This window comes from Serratia sp. JSRIV004 (genome assembly GCF_019968705.1).
Classification (GTDB): domain Bacteria; phylum Pseudomonadota; class Gammaproteobacteria; order Enterobacterales; family Enterobacteriaceae; genus Chania; species Chania fonticola_B.
Genome location: NZ_CP074140.1, coordinates 3,756,984 through 3,776,930, shown reverse-complemented (window position 1 = coordinate 3,776,930; position 19,947 = coordinate 3,756,984). Strand labels below are relative to the sequence as shown.

The following is a 19,947-nucleotide window of genomic DNA, read 5'->3' as shown; positions in this document are numbered from 1 at the left end:
CTCCTAAACGTCAAAGTCCAGCACCACGCCTTCACCGCGTGGCCAGGACTGGCAGCTCAAGACATAACCTGCCGCCAACTGATCCGGCTCCAGGCTGTAGTTGATCGCCATATCCACCTCACCGGCCTTCAGCTTGCATTTGCAGGTGGCGCAGACGCCGCCTTTACAGGCATAGGGCAAATCGGCTCCTTGGCGCAATGCGGCATCCAGAATGCTGTCATCCTCGCTGCCGACGTCGATTTTGAGGCTGCGGCCGTCAAGACGGATCTCGACTTGAGTAGCGTTGCGGCTACCTGCATTGGCAGGCCGGGCGACGATGCCGCTGGTGTTGAAACGCTCGCTGTGAATACGCTCGACAGGCATACCGGCCAGCTCCAGCACGGTGTGCGCGTCGTCCATCATCGCTTCCGGGCCGCAGATAAAGGCGTGGTCGAACTCGTTGAAGTCCACCAACGTGTTACCCAGCGCGGTCAGATGGTCACGGTCGATGCGGCCACTGAGCAGTGGGCTGTCGAGATTTTCCTGGCTAAAGAGATACAGCGGCTGGAAGCGCTGTGGATAACGGTTTTTCAGATCCGAGAGGGCTTCTTTAAACATCACCGAGCGGCTGGTGCGGTTGCCGTAGATCAGCGTGAACTGGCTGTTGGGTTCCAATTGCAACGTCGCCTTGATGATCGACAGCATCGGTGTGATGCCAGAACCGGCGGCGATCGCCAGATAGTTGCCCTGGGTTTGTGCCTGCGGCTGGTAACCAAAACGGCCCTGCGGCAGCATCACTTCCAACTCATCGCCCACCTGCAAACTTTGGTTGATAAACGAAGAGAAGCGCCCCTGATGGATCGCCTTGATGCCGATTTGCAATACGCCATCCTGCGGTGCGCTACAGATGGAGTAGCAGCGGCGCAGCTCTTCGCCATTGACCCGCGCTTTGAGCGTGAGGTGCTGGCCGGGGGTATAGCCGTAATGGGATTTCAGTTCGTCCGGGACGCGCAGCGTGATGGCTACGGCGTCCGGGGTTTCGCGCTCGATGGCTGCGACATTCAGGCGATGAAAGACCGTCATGGTTTTCAGTACTCCTAAATACATTTGAAATAGTCGAACGGTTCCCGACATTCGCAGCAGCGGTAAAGCGCTTTGCAGGCGGTGGAACCGAACTCGCTGATCTTTTCCGTGTGCTCGCTGCCGCAACGGGGGCACTGCACCGGGCCGTTGGCTAAAGGCTTCTCACAGGTTTGCCCCTGCGGTGGTGCCACGCCGTATTCACGCAGGCGCTGGCGAGCATCCGCATTCATCCAGTCGGTGGTCCAGGCCGGGCTGAGGCTGATGGTGATCTTCACCGGGCTGAAACCCGCCTCGTTCAGCGTCTGTTCAATGGCGTTGAGCAGGAACTCGGTCGCCGGGCAGCCGGAATAGGTTGGGGTAAAGGTGATGTGCCAGCCTGCACCATCGCGCTCTACGTCACGTACCATGCCCAGATCGGTAATGGACAGTACCGGCAGTTCGGGATCGCTGATCTGCTGTAAGCAGTGCCAGATCTGCGGGATCTCGGCCGGTTGCAGTCGGGTGATATTCATCATTGCTTCTACCAGCTACAGTTCGGGTAAGCGCGTGGCAGAAACTGCATCTCTGCCAACATTGGGCCGAGGTGTTCAGTGTGCCGCCCTTGCTTGCCGCCGTGGCGAAATGCCTGCTCGGTGGGCAGCGCGAGCGTGGCCTGTTGCAGCGTATCGTTCACCATCGCCTGCCACGGTGCCTGCAATTGGCGTGGATCGACGGCAATACCCCGTTCGGCCAATTGCAGCTCAATCTCGTCGGCGTGGAACAGCTCGGCGGTGAAGCGCCACAGATCGTTTAATGACTGCTGGATCTTCTGGTGGCTGATTTCACTGCCGTCACCCAGGCGGATCATCCAGCCGTGGCTGAAGCGCAGGTGATAATCCGCTTCCTTCAGCGATTTGGCGGCGATGGCGGCCAGTTGGCCGTCTTTGCAGCGGCTCAATTCCCGGTGCAGCAGCACGTGGTAGGTATCGAGCAAGAACTGGCGTACCAGCGTGTCGTTAAAGCCGCCGTTGGGTTGTTCTGCCAACAGCAGGTTGTGGAATTCACGTTCGTCGCGGCCGAAGGCCAGGCTGTCTTCGCTGTGCTGCGGGCCGGAAAGCTCGGCGGCATAGGCCAGAAAATTGCGCGCCTGGCCCAGCAGATCGAGGCCAATATTGGCCAGTGCCAGGTCGATCTCCAGCTCAGGAGCATGACCACACCAAGCGCACAGGCGCTGTGCCAGAATGAGCGGTGTATCGCCCAAGCGCAGGGCATAGCTGATTGTTGCTGCGTTACTCATCGTCATGGCCTGCCTCTACATGTTCTTGATGCCGTCGGGGATGGTGTAGAACGTGGGATGACGGTAGATTTTGTCGTCGGAAGGATCGAAGAATGCCGCCCGATCCTCCGCTTGAGAGGCGATCAGATGGCAGGATTGCACCACCCAGATCGAACAGCCCTCACTGCGTCGGGTGTAGGCATCGCGGGCGTTTTCCAGCGCCATCTGATCGTCTGCAGCATGCAGGCTGCCCACGTGGCGATGGGCCAAACCCTGCTTGCTGCGGATAAACACTTCATACAACGGCCATTCGGCGTGAGTCATTTTTCTCTCCTCGATTAAGCTGCATTTGCCGCGCGTTTGCTGGCATGTGCCATGGCACCATCCCGTACCCAACTGCCTTCGTCCCAGGCTTTACGCTTGGCTTGCAGGCGTTCGTGGTTGCACTGCCCACGCCCCTGGATCACGTCGTGCAGCTCTGCCCAGTCGATCTCGCCAAAGCGGTAATGTCCGCTGGCTTCATCCCATGCCAAATCGGCATCGGGGGCGGTCATGCCCAGGGCTTCCAGTTGCGGTACGGTGTTGTCGATAAACTTCTGCCGCAGCTCGTCATTGCTGTGGCGTTTGATTTTCCAGGCCATGCTCTGTGCGCTGTGGGGGGAATCGCTATCGTTGGGGCCAAACATCATCAGCGCTGGCCACCAGAAGCGGTTGATGGCGTCCTGTAACATAGCCTTTTGCGCTTCGCTGCCCTGGGCCATCACCATCACGGCTTCATAGCCTTGACGCTGGTGGAAGCTCTCTTCTTTACAGATTTTCACCATCGCCCTGGCATAGGGGCCGTAAGAGGCACGGCACAGAGCTACCTGATTGACGATGGCGGCACCGTCGACCAGCCAGCCGATCACGCCAATGTCAGCCCAGTTCAGCGTTGGATAGTTGAAGATCGAGGAGTACTTCATCTGACCGGCGAGCATCTTTTGGTAGATATCCTGGCGGGTGCAGCCGAGGGTTTCCGCCGCGCTGTACAGATAAAGACCGTGCCCGGCCTCATCCTGGACTTTCGCCAGTAACACCGCTTTGCGCCGTAGGGAAGGGGCGCGGGTCAGCCAATTGGCTTCAGGCAACATGCCGACCACTTCGGAATGCGCATGTTGGCCGATTTGCCGGATCAGGTTGCGGCGATAGGCATCCGGCATCCAGTCTTTGGCTTCGATGGAGATATCGGCGGCGATCTTGTCGTCAAAGTGCTGCTGAAATTGTGCGTCAGTTGTCATACTTGCCTCTTGGTGATTCATGTTTTTCACATTAAAACCAAAAATGTGAATCACTTTAACTAACCGTAAAGTTACAAGTTGATAACAGCAAGATCAAATGCAAATACTGTGATTTTGAGATGGCTATCACAATGTATTTTGTTATTTTGTTGATTTTAATGATTATTTGTTTTTCTGGGTTATCGATCAAGTTGGCGTTAACGCACCGGTTTGATGATTTTGTTTTGCTTTTGTTAAATTTTAACCTGGCGCAGAGTGGAAAATATGTGATACATCATTAATCTTGATGGTGTCTATTTATGAATTCCGGAGGAGCAAATGCAGCAGTTAACCAGTTACCTTTCTGGCGCTTGGGTGTACGGCCAGGGGCAATCCCGCCAGATCCAGCATGCCGTGACCGGCGAGCCTTTGTATCAGGTCTGCTCCGACGGGCTGCCGTTGGCCGCCAGCCTGAGCTATGCCCGCAAGCTGGGCGGCACGGCGCTGGCAAAGATGACGTTTCAGCAGCGCGCCCAGATGATGAAAGCGGTGGCTAAACACCTGCTGGCTAATAAAGAAGCGCTGTATCAGATCTCCTATCAAACCGGCGCCACGCGCAATGACAGCTGGGTTGATATCGAAGGTGGTATCGCCACGCTGTTCTCCTATGCGGGATTGGCAGGGCGCGAATTGCCGGACGATACGCTGTGGCCGGAAGATGAACTGATCCCACTTTCCAAGCAATTGCAGTTTGCCGCACGCCATGTGCTGACCTCTCGCCCTGGCGTTGCGCTGCATATCAACGCCTTCAACTTCCCTTGCTGGGGAATGTTGGAGAAGCTGGCACCTACCTGGCTGGCGGGGATGCCGGCCATCATCAAACCCGCCACCGCTTCGGCACAGCTAACACAGGCGATGGTGAAGCTGATTATCGACAGCGGGCTGGTGCCGGAAGGAGCTTTGCAACTGATCTGCGGCGGCGTGGGCGATATGTTTGATCACCTCGATTATCAGGATGCGGTGACCTTTACCGGCTCGGCGCAAACCGGGCAGAAGCTACGTTCCCACCCGCGCCTGCTGGAAAAATCCATCGCCTTTACCATGGAAGCCGACTCGTTAAACTGCTGCGTGTTAGGGGAGGACGTGACGCCAGAGATGCCGGAGTTTGCGCTGTTTATCAAAGAGGTCAGCCGCGAAATGACCAGCAAGGCGGGGCAAAAGTGTACTGCTATCCGGCGCATTATCGTTCCGGCGGCCCGCATTGCCGAGGTACAGCAAGCGCTGTTGCAGCGGCTGGCGGGCGTAAAAATTGGCGACCCAGTGTTGGAGCAAGTGCGGATGGGGGCGTTGGTCAATCAGGAACAGCGCGACGACGTGCAGCAAAAGGTGGAATTCCTGATGCGCAATGGCTGTGAGCCACTCTGTGGCGCTACGCTGGATAAATTGGAGGTGGTGGGCGATGGCGCGCAATCAGGCGCGTTTTATCCGATCACCCTGCTGTACTGCGCCGATCCGTTCCGCCATCAGGCCGTACATGGCACCGAGGCGTTTGGCCCGGTGGCGACGCTGATGCCTTATCAAACTACCGAACAGGCCATTGAGTTGGCGTTGCTGGGGCAAGGTAGCCTGGCCGGATCGTTGGTGACGGCTGATGCGGAGCTGGCGTCACAGTTTATTCGAGCAACCGCCTGCGCACACGGCCGTATGTTGGTGCTGGATCGCCACGCGGCTACTGAATCGACCGGCCACGGCTCACCATTGCCTTTGCTGGTGCACGGCGGGCCTGGGCGAGCAGGCGGTGGGGAAGAGCTTGGTGGGCTGCGGGCGGTAAAACACTATATGCAGCGCACGGCAATCCAGGGCAGCCCGTCGATGCTGGCGGCCATCAGCCGTGAATGGGTTCGGGGTGCCGACGTGGTGGAGGAGCAGGTACACCCGTTCCGCAAATACTTTGAGCAGTTGCAGATTGGCGAAAGCTTGCTGACTGCCCGCCGTACCATTACCGAAGCCGATCTTGTCAACTTTGCCTGCCTGAGCGGCGATCATTTCTACGCGCATATGGACAAGATCGGTGCGGCGGAATCACTGTTTGGTGAGCGAGTGGCCCACGGTTACTTTGTGGTGTCTGCCGCCGCCGGGCTGTTTGTCGATCCGGGCGTCGGGCCGGTGATTGCCAACTACGGCATGGAAAACCTGCGTTTTATCGAACCGGTGAAGATTGGCGACACCATTCAGGTGCGGTTGACCTGTAAAAAGAAAATCCGCAAGCCGCAAAAAACCGCCGAGGATCGTCCGCATGGCGTGGTGGTCTGGGATGTACAGGTGCTCAACCAGCATCAGCAGGCCGTCGCGCTGTATAGCATTCTGACGCTGGTGGCGCGCCAGGAAGGGGATTTCAACACGGAACACTAAGGCTGGATCGTCGGGGGCATCATGTTAAGATGCCCCATAATTTGCTGAAATGATCTACACATGACTATTCAACAGCTTACCCTCAATGGTTTTCGTTCCATCCGTAATGTGCAGCTTACTCTTGGCCGTGTAAATGTGATCAGTGGCCCAAACGGATGTGGTAAATCCAACCTGTATAAAGCCGTGCGATTAATCCATGAAGCAGCCAGTGGGCGGCTTTCGCTCGCCTTGGCAGAAGAGGGTGGCATTCAAAATGCGATGTGGGCAGGTGGAGCACGCTTGGGCGATAAACGCGGCGATCCCAAACGGATGATCCTGTCGGCCACCCTGGAGGATTTTGATTATGAAATTCAGCTTGGCTTTCCCCCTCCCGATAATAGTTCTGAGCCAAGCCTGTTTACGCTGGATCCACTGGTCAAGCAGGAGTCGCTGTGGCTGAGTGGGCATCGGCGCCGTAATTCGATGCGTCTGTTGGAACGCGTTAATCAAACCGCATTTCTCACCAATATTCAGGGGGAAAGGGCGGCTTACGCCGGAGTGTTATATGCGGAAGAATCGGTATTTGGTCAGTTGTCCGATCCGCATCTCTACCCCGAGTTATCGCAGGCCAGGGAAATTCTGCGGCAATGGCGTTTTTACCATGAGTTTGCGGTTTGGCCGGGTTCACCGCTGCGTGTCCCACAGGTTGGTATTCGTGCCCCGGTGCTGGCGCACGATGGTAGTAATCTGGCGGCGGCATTCAGAACCATCATCGAGATTGGCAATGGTAATTTATTGTGCGGCATTCTGCGGCGGGCTTTCCCTGATTCTGAGTTTGAGGTGCAGGCACCGCAGGGGCGTTTTGAACTGTTGATGCATCGAGAGGGGATCCTGCGGCCGCTTGAAGCGGCAGAACTCTCCGACGGTACGCTGCGCTTTCTGTGTCTGGCGGTGGCTATGCTCAGCCCAAGACCTCCGGCCTTTATGGCATTGAACGAGCCGGAGAACAGTTTACACCCAGATCTGTTGCCCGCGTTGGCACAACTGATTGCTGAAGCCAGCCGTTACAGTCAGCTGTGGGTGACCAGCCATTCTCCGTTACTGGCGGATTTGATTGCCGAGCATTGTGCCGTAACGCATTACCAGCTCACTCAACAGCAGGGGGAAACCATCGTTGCGCAGCAAGCCTGAGCCTAGAGGCTGCAAACCCGGTTCTTACCGCTTTTCTTCGCCGTATACAGGGCGTTATCCGCCAGGTTGACCAAGCTCAGCGGCGTATCGTTATACGGATGCGGGACTTTAGCACTGGCACCGATGCTGGCGGTGATCATCCCCAGGGGGCTGCCTGTGTGGGCGATCTTTAACTGCCGGATGCCCTCCAGAACCCGTTCGGCAAAGGCGATTGCGCCTTGAAGATCGGTATCCGGCAGAATAATCGCCAGCTCCTCTCCACCGTAACGCGCCATCAGATCGCCAGGGCGGTTGACCATGCTTTTCAGCATGCGCCCCAACTGTTGCAAACACTGATCCCCAGCCACGTGGCCGTAGATATCGTTAAACTGTTTAAAATAATCAATATCCAGCATCAACAGGGCTACGCTGCGATCGTTACGCGCCGCCCGCGTCATTTCGTTTTTTAGTGCGATATCAAACTGGCGGCGGTTGGCAAGGCCAGTCAAGCCATCTAACAAGGCCAGTTCTTCCAGCGTGTGGTTCATCAGCGTCAGTTGATCACGGGTGCGCACCAGCTCGACTTCGGTCTGTACGCTCTGGTTAATCTGACGTATCAGCACCAACCCCAGGGCCAACAGTATGGACAGCAGGACTCCTCCACCTAGTGCAAAAAGTGACGCATCGTTGCGCCAGTCGGCCAGAACGTCTTTTTTCGACAGCCCGGCGGTGATCACCAGTGGATAGCGTTCCACCCGCGAATAACCATATATCCGTTCAACATTGTCGAATTGTGAGAGCATGGTGACGTTGCCAAAGGACGAATGCGGCAGAACTTCGCGGAAGAAAATGCTGTGGGAGATGTTTTTCCCGATGGCATTCTCATTGTAAGGGCGGCGGTACAAAACGGAGCCGTCAGCCAGTATCAGGCTGAGTGAGGCATCGTTGTTAAGGGCAAAGGTGTTGTAAAACTGGCGGAAATAATCGACATACAGCGTCGAAATGACCACGCCGGCAAAGCTGCCGTCCGCAAGGTTCAGGCGGCGCGATACCGGGATAACCAAATCGCCGGTCGAGCGGCTGCGGATCACCTCGCCGATATAAATCATATTATTGTTGTGGGTGAGGTGGTATTTAAAGTAGGCCCGGTCAGCATTATTGGCATGGCTGAGGGGTTTACCGTTGGACGTCAGGATCCAGTTGCCCTGAGCATCATAGATAAAACTGCCATGCAGTTGCGGAAAGTTACTGGCCTGAGTCTGCATGATTTTTTGCAGGCGTAAACGCTGGGGTTGGCCTAAGCCATCGGTTTCAATGCGTTCGCTGAGATCGATCAGGTTATTGTCTATCTGCGCAAAAGTATCTTCGGCATGTTGCGCCAGCGATCTGGCCAGATTCTGCGAGTCATTTTCGGCAATCTGCAGATTGCGTTGATGAGCGTTCCAGATTTGCCAGGCATTGAACATGATTAAGGTGAGCACGACGATAATAACGAACACACCAGCCTGGTAGAGTAACGGCGAGTTTTTGTTTTTCCCGGATAATGGCTGTTTTTGGGGCGGGAGCTGGGGTGCTAGCATAGCATTCCTGTCATGGAATCAGTTAGGTACGGGGATTGCGAACAATCTTAACCCTTCTATTTCCATCTTGCATGTTCCGTTATATTTCCGGGATATGTTCAGCATAAATTGGTATCGGGGGGGGCGCATGGCAGCATTATCTGACGCTATGATGCAGGTTTTACTGATACTGGCGGTATATTACCCGTTTACGCTTCTGGCGCTGGCCGGATTGATGATTATCGCCTACCAGCGGCGCAAAGCACCTTTCTGGCGGTTGGCTCTGGTATTGTTGCTGGTGTTGTTTGTCTTGTTCTCACTGGTGGCTGCTAGCTGGCATCGTTGGCGTTGGGCAGTGCCTATCCTCACAGCCAGGCACTGCACCGTGCGATTACTCGACGTTGACCATCCAGTTGACACCGAACTTATCGGTCAGCATGCCAAAGCCCTTGGCCCAGAAGGTCGGTTGGAAAGGCATGGTGATGGTGCCACCTTGGGCTAGCCGGTTAAATACCTCGCCACCTTGCTCGACGCTCTCACTGCGGATCGACAGTGAATACCCTCTATGTGTCTGCCCGCTTGAGTCGGCCGGGCATCCATCCGATGCCATAATGACGTTATCCCCGATCACCAGCCTGGCATGCATAATCGAGTCAGGGTCGGCATTGGACGGCCCATTTTGCTGCTCCTCTGCCGGGATATCTTTGTAACGCATCATGATTTCTATATTGCCGTTTAGCTGCTGGGCATAAAAATTCACCGCTTGCTCACAGTCACCGGCAAAAAACAGATAGGGTTGAATCAGCATGGCTCCTCCTGTTTCTTTCACATAAACAACAGCGCAGCGGAACCATCCCACACGGCGGCCAAGGTATAAACCAAAACCAAAAACAGCATGAAAGGGGGGTTGCTCATGGCGCTATCCTCGGTCGAAGTTCGGTTGAGCATCATTGAGTATAGCTGATTATCGCCACTCAATATGACAGCTGGATGAAAATTGCACAAATTACACGCAGTGATTTTCAGACTGCAAGAGGTAGGTAACTCGCTGATTTTTGACTATAGTAGTAAGGTACAGAGACGTAAATACTGTCAGCGGGTGGTCGCTGGCGGACAACGTCTTGATAATGGCATTGCCAGCAAGTTCGGGCAACGGGTTAATGAGGGAGAGTAAAAATGGGTATCATTTCCTGGATCGTTTTTGGGTTAATCGCCGGTATTTTGGCCAAGTGGATCATGCCGGGTAAAGACGGCGGCGGCTTCATCATGACCGTGATCCTGGGTGTGGTGGGTGCGGTTGTCGGCGGCTATATCAGTACCTTCTTCGGTATGGGCCGGGTTGATGGCTTTAACCTGGGCAGCTTTGTGGTTGCTGTTATCGGTGCCCTGGTGGTGCTTTTTGTCTACAGAAAGATCAGAAGCTAAGCCGGGTTCGATCAACTGGGGTCGCTGCGGCGGCCCTTTTTCTTTTAAATACGATGAACGTACAGCGTTTGAGAAGGGGATAGCGATGGGATTACTGGATGGGTTAGTCGGAGCATTGAGCGGTGGCAAAGGAATGGATTACAGCGCCATCTTGCAGTGGGTTGAACAGCAAGGTGGCCTGCCGGCTATCCTGGACAAATTCCGCCAGGGAAATTTGGCGGACGTGGTCGCCTCCTGGATCGGCACGGGTGAAAATCAGCCAATCAGCGGTGAACACGTTGAGCAGGCGTTAAGTACCGATGCCATTGCACAACTGGCAGGCAAATTGGGGATCGATCCGGCACAGGCTTCTGCTCTGATTGCCCAGTATTTGCCGATGATCACCGATAAACTGTCACCCAATGGCCAGGAGCCACAGGGCGGCGATCTGATGAGCGCCGGGATGGATTTGCTGAAAGGTAAACTGTTCGGCTGATATGGGACTGCGACGGCACCACGGTCAATTGAGGGACACAGCCTAGCCCTCCGGTTTATGGCCGGAGGGTTGCCATTACAGCGTCAGCATAATTTTACCGATATGCGCACTAGACTCCATCAGGGCATGGGCCTGTGCGGCTTGCTCTAACGGGAAAGTCTGGAAAATCTGCGGCTTTAACTCCCCGCGTTCCAGCAACGGCCACACTTTCAGCTCCAGTTCGGCAGCGATCTGGGCTTTATCTTCCACACTGCGCTGCCGCAGCGTTGAGCCGGTATGGGTCAGGCGCTTAAGCAGCAGTGGCATCAGGTTCAGTTCCTTCACTATGCCGTTTTGCGTGCCGATTTGTACGATACGCCCGTCCATTGCGGCGGCACGGTAGTTCTTCTCCACGTAATCCCCCGCGATCAGATCGACGATGACATCGGCTCCTTTGCCGTTGGTGGCGGTTTTGGTCAGCTCGACAAAATCTTCAGTGCGGTAGTTGATGGCGACGTCGGCACCCAATGCCAGGCTGGCCTCACGCTTTTCTTCAGAACCAACGGTAGTGATGACATAGGCGCAGAACGCTTTGGCCAACAGGGTGGCAACCGTGCCAATGCCAGACGTGCCACCGTGGATCAGCACGGTTTCCCCGGCCCGAAGATGACCACGTTGAAATACGTTGACCCAAACGGTGAAGAAGGTTTCCGGCATGGCGGCCGCTTCAATCATGCTGAGGCCTTTCGGGACCGGCAGCGCATTGCTTTCATGCACCTTGCAGTATTCGGCATAGCCTCCACCGGCGATCAGAGCACATACTGCATCACCAGGGGCATAGCGTTGTACCCCAACGCCAACGGCTACCACCGTGCCAGCAATTTCCAACCCTGGAATGTCCGAGGCGCCCGGAGGTGGCGCATATTGCCCACGACGCTGCAGAACATCCGGGCGGTTGACGCCGGCGGCAGCGACTTTCACCAGTATTTCACCCTGGCCCAATACCGGTAACGGGCGCTCCGCACTCACCAGAACCTCTGGTTCGCCCGGCTGGCTGATTTCGATGACCTTCATTTTTTCAGGTAGTTGTGCGTTGGCTGACATGCCGTTCTCCTTGATCAATCTGCGTATTCGGGGTATTCCCGGCTGGATTATCTTATAGGGATAACAGAGTTGGCATGTGTGCGAAAGGGCGGTTTTGTCTAGACAAGCAGAAATACCGCCGCAGAGGGGCAGAGGATCAGTCGTTTGGTGGGATACGAAAACCTTTCAGCGAGACGATAAAGTGCTTTTTGCCTTTGGAAATCTTGGCACCCTGATCGCACCACAGGCTGGCGAGCTGGAAAAAATCGTCGCTGTCAATGTCATAGGCCAGCTCAATCTTTTTCGCCGATCCTGAACGGATCAGCGTCTCTGCCTGCTGGTGATTAATGGCTTTTACGGTGTTCATAGGCGAAATCCTTGGTGTTAACCCGGAGCGGATAATCGCTAGCCATCATATGGCTGGATTGTGACATTTTTGTGATGGAAATATGACGCTGGGCCGTTTTGCGGCTTGGCGCCCGTTTTCTCATGATCCTGTCATGGGTTAAATTTGGTGGCAAGGAGGTTCAGATTTAGTATGAGCGCAAACCTTTTGAGCAGACAATGGATTATGACCAACAAAGTGCGAAAGCAGACCCTGCGCCAGCGTAGCTATCAGCTGTTGTTCAGCAACCAAACCCGCACTGGGCGCAGGATGCAGCTATTTTGGGTGAGCACGGCGCTGCTCAGCGTGCTGTTGCTGTTTATCGAACCCGGCGGCAGCTCGCTGTATACTCCTAATGCCCAAGTGTTGTATCAGCTGTTTTTGGCGGAGGTCTTTTTCACCACCCTTTTTACGGTGGAGTATCTGTTGCGGCTTTGGTGCACGCCGAGTAAAGAGCGCTATGCCATCAGCTTTTTCGGTATCGTCGATCTGCTGACGATGTTGCCGATGTATATCATCTGGATATTCCCGCATATGGCGGTGGAGTATATTGCTCTGCTGCGTGTATTGCGGATCCTGCGCGTGTTGCGGGTGTTGAAACTGTTGCGCTACATGAGTGAGATGAGCATTGTCTGGCGCAGTATCAAGCTGGCGCGCCATAAGCTGACCCTGTTCTTTGGTTTTGTCGGCGTGATGCTGTGCGTATTTGGTGGCTTGATGTACGCGGTGGAGGGAGGCAGTGGTGGATTTACCAGCCTTGGCGCATCGATGTATTGGGCGGTAGTCACGTTAACCACCGTGGGCTACGGTGATATTGTGCCCCACACGCCATTAGGGCGGATGCTGGCTTCGGTGCTGATCCTGGTAGGGTATTCGATTATTGCGGTGCCTACGGGGATCCTGACCGCCTACATGTCGCAGGAGATGCAGCGCTATCGGGAACAGCGCCATTGTGCACAATGCGACCGCGGTGGGCATGAAGCCGAGGCGAAGTTTTGTAAATTTTGTGGCGCTGCGTTACCACCATTGTCAGTGAAATCCGCAAGATAACGCCGATAATTTCGCCAGGTGGGAGCAAATTCTGTGCGTTTGGTCTCCCTTTCCAGCCTCACGAGCTAAAAAGAGTTGCTATTATACGCCCGACATGAGTTAATGATTCTCGGCCTGTGGTACAGACCTATTTATGCACGACATTTTGAGTAAAGTAGTTCAAATTTAAAGCGTTATCCTTGATAGCTCTTCACTGACGAATTTCCTTTCTAGTGCCTCCATAAGTAACTGATGACCGGCTATTTCATGCCCATGGTGGCTTAAATTTTTTATTGAAGGAATTCAACATGTCTAACATGATCAAAGGTCAAGTGAAGTGGTTCAACGAGTCTAAAGGTTTTGGTTTCATCACTCCTGCAGACGGCAGCAAAGACGTGTTCGTACACTTCTCTGCAATTCAGGATCAAGGCTTCAAGACCCTGGCTGAAGGCCAGAACGTACAGTTCTCTATCGAGAACGGTGCTAAAGGTCCGTCAGCGGCTAACGTTACCGCTATCTAATCGGCCTCTCGCTGATTAACAAAAACCCGCCAAGGCGGGTTTTTTTGTGTCTGTGATATGAGCACGGTGGGGCGCAGAGACGTTTAACGCGCTATTCCAGAGGTCTGAAAGACCCTGTCTCAGTTCTGCTAAGCTTAATGGGGGGGCGTAGCATGATGGCTCAGAGGCGGAGTGCATTACGCAACGGTGGGTTCTTTTCGTCAACTGTAATAGACTGATATCCGGGATAAATAACGAGGTAGAGCATGAAAGTTAACGATCTGGTGACGGTAAAGACCGACGGTGGCCCTCGTCGTGAAGGGGTAGTGCTGGAAGTTGAAGTGTTTAATGAAGGCACGATGTATCTGGTGTCACTGGAAGATTATCCGGCGGGCGTGTGGTTCTTCAATGAGATCGATAGTCGCGATGGCACCTTTGTAGAATTGCGCAGCGCTGAACAGGATTAAATCTTTGCCTGCATTTACCTGCTTGCCGCTGGTCTGGCTGGCGGGCTTAAACCTGGCCACACTGTCATGCGGTGTTGAAAGTCTGTCCAAATACCCGTAGCGGCAGCATTGCCGCTGAAAACGGGCGTTTTTCTGTCGAACTCTACACCACTGCGTTCCGCTGTCGCTTTATTTGGTCGTAATGGCTATCAACGGCTGTTGACGAAAATGCCGCTGGTAAGCGTGTCGGTCAGGCGGACAACATGGTAGATGATCTGCTTGTTGTGGGTTTTGATCTTTCTTTTGATGTTTCCCTTATGGGAAGAGACGGTTTTCACCTTGATCTGCATTTGATCGGAGATCTGGATGGTGCCTTGGCCGGACATCCACATGCGCAGCATGTTTGACTCGGTTTGGCTTAGTGTGACAGGTGTCTGATCCAGCGAGTTTTTTTCCGGGCGAACCAGCTTTCTTTCGAGGTAGTGGTTAAGCAACTGACTCATGGTTTGCGGTTTAATCGATTTTGACGAGATGATCACGTTCTTGCGGACGTATAAATAATCGTCGAAATGTACGTTGGTGATGGCCATGAAAATAAAGAATAAAGTATCGGGATTAAGAGATATCACGCGTTTTATTCTTTCTGTCGCATCCGCTTCATGAATGAAGCAGTCTTCATTCAGGAATACCATATTAGGCTTAAGTTTGGCGCACTTCTCATGCAGGCCGTCGATATGATTGACGGCGCTAATATGACGCTTTTTCATCCCGTGCGACGTCAGGTAGTCGGTTAATCCTAATCTAGTGTAACTGCATGAATCCATAATGATTATTGGCATAGAGCCTCCCACTTAAGTCCGTTTCCACGCGGTTATAAAAAGAAAAGCCTGAAGATAAAAGGCTAAAAGTTATAAAAAAATCACATCTTATGAATGCAACTTTCTATCAATAAAACCGGCATGACTCAACGTCTTTTCGAATTATATTTTTAAATCTACCAAAAGCATCAGTTTAGCTTAAGTCGACTTATTATGCTGTGGCGATTTTGCGGCTGGAAATATCAGTAGGCGCCGGGTAGTCAGCCTTAAATTTGTTGCTAAGGTTAGCTATTTTCATCGTGGTACTATTTTCCGTTAATCAGATGATTCTTAAGGTTCTCTTATCGCTCGTAATGACGCCAGCGTTGGCGGTTTTTTGACTGATAGTATTGCTTCTGTTTCATCACCTGACGCCATTAAGTATTCTTATTCAATTGATTGTATCAATGTATTGGCTTAAATGGTAACGATTCTTAGTTACTTTTATACGCTTGAGGAAGGAGCTTATGATCGGAATCAAGTCAAAATAAGTAGTTCTGCTAACCATGGGGGTCGCTAATTAAATAACAATTGTAAATTATTTCATTTGTTAATTATTCATCAGTGAATAACTTATCCGCGACATATCGATTTTCCTGACGTATCTTACTGCGCAGAGGCAACGAAATGCTGCTAGAGGCGATTTCAACTCACAACCAGGAGGACGGGTGGACCACAATCAGTTTGGGCAACCCATAGGTACAGCGCTTGAGGGCTGGCAACCTGCGGGTGAACCGGGAAAACAGAATCTCCAAGGGCGTTTCTGCTGCTTGCAGCCGATGGATATCGCGCGCCGTGCCGATGAGTTGTTTCATGCCTACCAACTGGCGGAAGACGGGCGCGACTGGACCTATCTGTCTAGTGAACGTCCCACGGAGCCATCTGTTTTCCAGCAGTACTTGCAGCAACAGCTGGCAACCCAGGGAAGAAACACCTTGGCGGTGATAGATGCGACTACCGGTAAAGCGGTCGGCACCTGTGCTTTCTTGAACATCGACCAACCCAACGGGGTGGTTGAGCTGGGGATGATCAACTGGTCACCCTTGATGAAGCGGCGAGCGATGGGGAGTGAAGCCATCTTTCTGATGCTCAAGCACGCTTTTGACGACTTGGGCTTTCGCCGTTGCGAATGGAAATGCGATCGTCTGAATGCCCCCTCTCGCGAGGCTGCACTGCGTATGGGCTTCACCTTTGAGGGGACTTTTCGCCAGGCGATGACCAGAAAAGGGCGCAACCGCGACACGGACTGGCTATCCATCATTGATGGTGAATGGCCGGTATTGCGCGAGGCGTTTACCGCCTGGCTATCGCCGTTGAATATCACAACCGACGGCCAGCAGAAGCAAAGCCTCGCCACTTTCAGACCTCAGGCCGACAAGCCTGCATTGATGCCAGCGCCAAAGTAATATCCTGCTCTTCAGTCATCCAATTCACCAGAGCTGCCCTAATACCCGGTTGGCCCGCATAGCTGGTGGGCGTGCAGCGCACCACGCCGTGCCGATCCAGGCGATCGATGAATCTGTTGCGTGCGGCAGTGGCATCGCCTGTAACGCCCTTCAGCGCAAAACATACGATATTCAGTTCCACTGGGGCCAGCAGGCGGAAGCCTTCACTGGTCGCCAATCCGTCACCTAAACGTCGCGCCAACGTCACGTTACGCTCGACGATCTCCCGCATACCGCTGCTGCCGTAAGCTTTCAATGCCATCCACAAGGGCAGGGCGCGAAAACGCCGCGAGTTCTCGGGCGTCAGGTGCAAATAGTTGTCTGGGCGCAACGTGGGGGCCTCCAGATAGGACGAGTGATTCTGGAAAACCTGCATCTGCAATGCCAGATGACGGGTAAATTGAATGGCGCTGTCATAAGGGACATTCAGCCATTTATGGGCATCTACGGTGATTGAGTCCGCCTGGTGCCAACCGTTCAGCAGATGGGCCAAGCGGGGATAACAGGCCGCGATCCCACCAAAGGCGGCATCAACATGCAGCCAGAAGGGATAGCGTGCACGCAGTGCCAGCAGGTGGGGCAGATCGTCGAAAACGCCGGTGTTTACCGTACCTGCGCTGGCGAGCACTATCGTTGGGATATCTGGCGTGGCGGCAAGATGACGCTCCAGCGCGTCGATATCAATAGCTTCGCAATCAGCCTGGCTGGCAATAGACTTTAAAGCATCACGCCCAATACCGAGCATGCTGAGCGCTTTCACGCTGCTGGCATGCGCATTGGCAGAAAGGACCTGAATCGGCCCCAAGGCGGCCAAGCCAAACTGTGCCACATCGATCCCACGCTGCTGCCCTAGCCACTGGCGGCCGATGGCAATCCCGGTGAAGTTGGCCATGGTGGCACCGCTGACAAAGCTGCCGCTGAAGTCGGCGGGCAGTTGCAGCAGGGTTTTCAATTGCTCAATCGTTGCCAGCTCGATCGCGGCCGCCACGGTATCATGGCTCAGTTGGCTATTCTGGTCGGCAGTGCTAACCAACCAGTCGGCAGCCAGCGCCGCAGGCGTGCTACCGCCAGTGACAAAGCCAAAGTAACGCGGCCCGGCACTGCCGGAAAGGCCAGCCTCATAGCGCTGCCAAAACTCTTCTAATGCCACTAGCGCCCCGCAACCCTCTTCGGCCAGCCGATCGTCACCGGTTTGCAACTGTTGTTCGGCCAACGGCGGGCATACCGGGCGCTGGTTTAAACTGGCAAGGAAGCCCTGCGCCAATTGGTTGGTATGGTCAAGTATGCGGGGTAAATCGTCGAGATCCTGCTGCAAACGTGGGTGCATGGTCATGCCTTGGGTTCGGGGTGAATATGTTTGCACTATAGGCGATCCTGATTAGTGCTAATATCGATAAAAAATGACCCTTTTGGATAGTAAGGCTAACCAGTAATGATTGAGCGTCTTCCTCTGCATATTTTGCCAACCTTTGTGATCGCTGCCCGGTTGGAGAATTTGCGTGCCACGGCGCAACGCGTCAGCCTGACTCATGGAGCCGTTAGCCAACAAATTCAGCAGCTTGAACAGGCTATTGGCTATCCACTCTTTGACCGCTCCGGGCGTGGGGTACGGCTAAATGCTGCGGGGCGCGAACTGCTGGCAGCAGCTGAGCCTGCCTTACTCGCTTTGCAACAGGGCGTTGACCGGGCCAGGCGGATAGCGGAAAGCCAGATGTTGCGCATCAGCGTACTGCCTTCCTTTGCGCATTACTGGTTGTTGCCCAGATTGGCGGAGTTTCATCGTGATTGCCCTGGGATCCGATTGGATATTGACGCCTCGCTGGCGATTCAGGATCTCGGCCGTAAAGGATTCGATGCCGCGATCCGCATTGGTGATGGCCAATGGCCAGGCGTTCAGGCTCAGCGTATCGCCTCAGGAGTAGTGCTGCCGGTAGCGGCCCCGGAGCTGGCCAGGCAATGGCAGGAGGCATTTGATGCTGGAGATCCACACACCCCCTTGCTTGAGCATGACGTCACTCCCTGGCATAGCTGGTTTAGCGCCGTAGGGAGAATTGGCGGTGGACAACAGTTGGCGCTGTTCAACGATGCAGGGTTACTGCTGCGCGCAGCCGAGCAGGGGTTTGGTATTGCGCTGGTGAAGGCCGTGTTGGCGAAGGATGCGATTGCAGCAGGGCGCTTGGTGCCATTGTCGGCTGCGCTGCATTTGAACGATAGCGATGTCTATCTGGTGTGGCCACAAGCCGCTGGTTTAACGCCTGAGGTGGCAGCGTTACTGAACTGGTTACAACAGCGCCTCGTAGCGTAGGGGGCCGCATTGCGGCGCCCGATTAGCTTTCTTATATTATTGTTCCTATAACAGTCATTAAATAAGGGGAATATTCGGTTTAGTCTTCGTTTAATAATATAACCTTTACTTCACAACCTCATGTCACTATACTCCAGCCAAAATTACCGTGGAGAAAACCAATTGGACAGTTGCAGTAGTAGCGAAATAATAAAGGCAAGTTGACCAATCTCCTGTGATTTGTTGCTTGCCGAACACGGCGGGCAGCACCCCTCTCTAGTTATTCCGAGCTGTGCAAACCCGAACATGATTGTTGTCCCCGAGGCGCTTGCGCATTGGGCGTATTGATTCGGATATGATTATGGTATTTAACCATCACCACGGCCTTTTCCCTCCAGGCACTCAAACGCTGACCCGCTGATTAATTATCGGCGCGATTTCGCGTGTGCTTAACAGCACATGATTCAACCTCAATGATTAATTAAGGGGAAGATCATGGCTATGACTCCTTTTATCCTGAATTTATTCCTGGCAATGGGCCTGGGTGCCGTTATTGGTGCCGAGCGTCAATGGCGTCAGCGTATGGCGGGTTTGCGTACCAATTCTTTGGTTGCGACCGGAGCCGCAGTGTTTATCCTGAGCTCTTTTGACACCGAACCTTCCAGCGCGGGGCGTATTGCGGCGCAGATCGTTTCCGGTATCGGTTTTCTCGGTGCCGGTGTAATTATGCGGGAAGGGCTGAATATCCGCGGCCTGAACACGGCGGCCACCTTGTGGTGCTCTGCTGCCATCGGCGTGTTATGTGGCCTGGGGCAGCATTGGGAAGCCGTCTGCGCCACCCTGGTGATCCTGTGTGCCAATATCCTGCTGCGTGAAGCAGCGCAGCGTATTAATCTGCAACCCCAGCAACAGGCGGTGGATCTGGAGCTGCGTTATCGCGTCCAGGTCACCTGTGGGGAGCAGGATGAAATCCTGGTTCGTACCCTGATCCTACAGGCATTGAACGGCGTGGCATTACGTTTGCAATCGCTGCGTAGCGCCGATATTGCCATTCCTGGTCAGTTGGAAGTCTGTGCGGAAATTGTGGCTAATCCGGCCGCGCAAAAAGAGATTGAGGGCATTGTCTGCCGTATTAGTTTAGAACGCAGCGTGAGTGCCGTGCATTGGCGCGTGGCGTCAGAATTACCCGTTTAACGATAAATAACCTTCACCAATAGGGTGATAAGGAGGTGTTATGCAAACTCACCCCAGATACTTTATTACTACTGCGTAGTTAAGGAAATTAGCGTTACTTTAGCAACGCCAACAAAGTAAATTCCACTTTGTGCATGTTCACCCGTTATTAC

General features: G+C 54.0%; 21 protein-coding genes. 10 read left to right on the top strand and 11 right to left on the bottom strand.

All coding sequences use genetic code 11. From position 1 onward, the window contains the following. Positions 1-3: 3 nt before the first annotated feature. The 5 genes from paaE to paaA are packed head-to-tail and all read right to left on the bottom strand — an operon-like array spanning position 4 to position 3,594. Complete coding sequence (paaE, locus tag KGP21_RS18175) at positions 4-1,062, bottom strand: 1,2-phenylacetyl-CoA epoxidase subunit PaaE (protein ID WP_223535928.1); 1,059 nt, start codon at positions 1,060-1,062, stop codon at positions 4-6. Between the two features lie 14 nt (positions 1,063-1,076). Beyond that, positions 1,077-1,574: a 1,2-phenylacetyl-CoA epoxidase subunit PaaD gene (gene paaD / locus KGP21_RS18170; protein WP_094983088.1), complete on the bottom strand. Its 498-nt coding sequence runs from the start codon at positions 1,572-1,574 to the stop codon at positions 1,077-1,079. 8 nt (positions 1,575-1,582) lie between these two features. Further along, positions 1,583-2,344 carry a 1,2-phenylacetyl-CoA epoxidase subunit PaaC gene (paaC, locus tag KGP21_RS18165; RefSeq protein WP_223535927.1) on the bottom strand — a complete coding sequence of 254 codons (762 nt, stop codon included), beginning with the start codon at positions 2,342-2,344 and terminating at the stop codon, positions 1,583-1,585. A gap of 9 nt (positions 2,345-2,353) precedes the next feature. After that, entirely contained in the window at positions 2,354-2,641 is a 288-nt protein-coding gene (paaB, locus tag KGP21_RS18160) for a 1,2-phenylacetyl-CoA epoxidase subunit PaaB (RefSeq protein WP_021180891.1), read from the bottom strand. A gap of 14 nt (positions 2,642-2,655) precedes the next feature. Next, a complete protein-coding gene (paaA, locus tag KGP21_RS18155) occupies positions 2,656-3,594 on the bottom strand; it encodes a 1,2-phenylacetyl-CoA epoxidase subunit PaaA (RefSeq protein ID WP_021180892.1) in 939 nt (312 codons plus the stop codon). Between the two features lie 318 nt (positions 3,595-3,912). On the opposite strand from paaA, the gene paaZ reads away from it, so the two are divergent. Beyond that, a complete protein-coding gene (gene paaZ, locus KGP21_RS18150; RefSeq protein ID WP_223535926.1) occupies positions 3,913-5,985 on the top strand; it encodes a phenylacetic acid degradation bifunctional protein PaaZ in 2,073 nt (690 codons plus the stop codon). 60 nt (positions 5,986-6,045) lie between these two features. Beyond that, positions 6,046-7,155, top strand: coding sequence for an AAA family ATPase (locus KGP21_RS18145; protein ID WP_179252787.1), 1,110 nt, complete (start codon positions 6,046-6,048; stop codon positions 7,153-7,155). A gap of 2 nt (positions 7,156-7,157) precedes the next feature. Here the strand turns inward: KGP21_RS18145 and KGP21_RS18140 are convergent, their stop codons facing one another. Both KGP21_RS18140 and KGP21_RS18135 read right to left on the bottom strand, forming a co-directional pair. Further along, positions 7,158-8,714 (bottom strand): GGDEF domain-containing protein, encoded by a 1,557-nt coding sequence (locus KGP21_RS18140; protein ID WP_059201128.1) that lies wholly within the window; start codon positions 8,712-8,714, stop codon positions 7,158-7,160. A 370-nt stretch (positions 8,715-9,084) separates the two neighbouring features. After that, complete coding sequence (locus KGP21_RS18135) at positions 9,085-9,501, bottom strand: VOC family protein (protein WP_094983075.1); 417 nt, start codon at positions 9,499-9,501, stop codon at positions 9,085-9,087. A gap of 368 nt (positions 9,502-9,869) precedes the next feature. Here KGP21_RS18135 and KGP21_RS18130 point away from each other — a divergent pair, with 368 nt between their 5' ends. Together KGP21_RS18130 and KGP21_RS18125 are read left to right on the top strand one after the other, a co-directional pair. Beyond that, the gene (locus KGP21_RS18130; RefSeq protein ID WP_021805741.1) at positions 9,870-10,118 is read left to right on the top strand and encodes a GlsB/YeaQ/YmgE family stress response membrane protein; all 249 of its coding nucleotides are present in this window, start codon (positions 9,870-9,872) and stop codon (positions 10,116-10,118) included. 85 nt (positions 10,119-10,203) lie between these two features. Continuing rightward, positions 10,204-10,593 (top strand): YidB family protein, encoded by a 390-nt coding sequence (locus KGP21_RS18125; RefSeq protein ID WP_021180899.1) that lies wholly within the window; start codon positions 10,204-10,206, stop codon positions 10,591-10,593. A gap of 75 nt (positions 10,594-10,668) precedes the next feature. On the opposite strand, the gene KGP21_RS18120 is transcribed toward KGP21_RS18125, so the two are convergent. Further along, complete coding sequence (locus tag KGP21_RS18120; protein WP_179252785.1) at positions 10,669-11,676, bottom strand: NAD(P)H-quinone oxidoreductase; 1,008 nt, start codon at positions 11,674-11,676, stop codon at positions 10,669-10,671. Between the two features lie 136 nt (positions 11,677-11,812). Further along, the gene (locus tag KGP21_RS18115) at positions 11,813-12,022 is read right to left on the bottom strand and encodes a hypothetical protein (protein ID WP_021805739.1); all 210 of its coding nucleotides are present in this window, start codon (positions 12,020-12,022) and stop codon (positions 11,813-11,815) included. Between the two features lie 204 nt (positions 12,023-12,226). On the opposite strand from KGP21_RS18115, the gene KGP21_RS18110 reads away from it, so the two are divergent. From KGP21_RS18110 to dsrB, 3 genes are all read left to right on the top strand, one after another. Further along, positions 12,227-13,090 carry an ion transporter gene (locus KGP21_RS18110; RefSeq protein ID WP_021805737.1) on the top strand — a complete coding sequence of 288 codons (864 nt, stop codon included), beginning with the start codon at positions 12,227-12,229 and terminating at the stop codon, positions 13,088-13,090. 287 nt (positions 13,091-13,377) lie between these two features. Continuing rightward, positions 13,378-13,590 carry a transcription antiterminator/RNA stability regulator CspE gene (gene cspE, locus KGP21_RS18105; RefSeq protein WP_004946278.1) on the top strand — a complete coding sequence of 71 codons (213 nt, stop codon included), beginning with the start codon at positions 13,378-13,380 and terminating at the stop codon, positions 13,588-13,590. 245 nt (positions 13,591-13,835) lie between these two features. Further along, positions 13,836-14,036 (top strand): protein DsrB, encoded by a 201-nt coding sequence (dsrB, locus tag KGP21_RS18100; RefSeq protein WP_021180904.1) that lies wholly within the window; start codon positions 13,836-13,838, stop codon positions 14,034-14,036. Positions 14,037-14,224: 188 nt separating this feature from the next. On the opposite strand, the gene rcsA is transcribed toward dsrB, so the two are convergent. Beyond that, positions 14,225-14,854 (bottom strand): transcriptional regulator RcsA, encoded by a 630-nt coding sequence (rcsA, locus tag KGP21_RS18095; protein ID WP_021805736.1) that lies wholly within the window; start codon positions 14,852-14,854, stop codon positions 14,225-14,227. A 686-nt stretch (positions 14,855-15,540) separates the two neighbouring features. Between rcsA and KGP21_RS18090 the strand changes: the two genes are divergently transcribed. Further along, a complete protein-coding gene (locus KGP21_RS18090; protein ID WP_223535925.1) occupies positions 15,541-16,278 on the top strand; it encodes a GNAT family N-acetyltransferase in 738 nt (245 codons plus the stop codon). Here KGP21_RS18090 and KGP21_RS18085 read toward each other — a convergent pair. Beyond that, entirely contained in the window at positions 16,232-17,644 is a 1,413-nt protein-coding gene (locus KGP21_RS18085) for a pyridoxal-dependent decarboxylase (RefSeq protein ID WP_223538536.1), read from the bottom strand. The genes KGP21_RS18090 and KGP21_RS18085 overlap by 47 nt on opposite strands. Before the next feature lie 105 nt (positions 17,645-17,749). Here KGP21_RS18085 and KGP21_RS18080 point away from each other — a divergent pair, with 105 nt between their 5' ends. Together KGP21_RS18080 and KGP21_RS18075 are read left to right on the top strand one after the other, a co-directional pair. Continuing rightward, a complete protein-coding gene (locus KGP21_RS18080; protein ID WP_179248870.1) occupies positions 17,750-18,622 on the top strand; it encodes a LysR substrate-binding domain-containing protein in 873 nt (290 codons plus the stop codon). A gap of 474 nt (positions 18,623-19,096) precedes the next feature. Further along, positions 19,097-19,795: an MgtC family protein gene (locus KGP21_RS18075; RefSeq protein WP_021180910.1), complete on the top strand. Its 699-nt coding sequence runs from the start codon at positions 19,097-19,099 to the stop codon at positions 19,793-19,795. Positions 19,796-19,947: the final 152 nt, after the last annotated feature.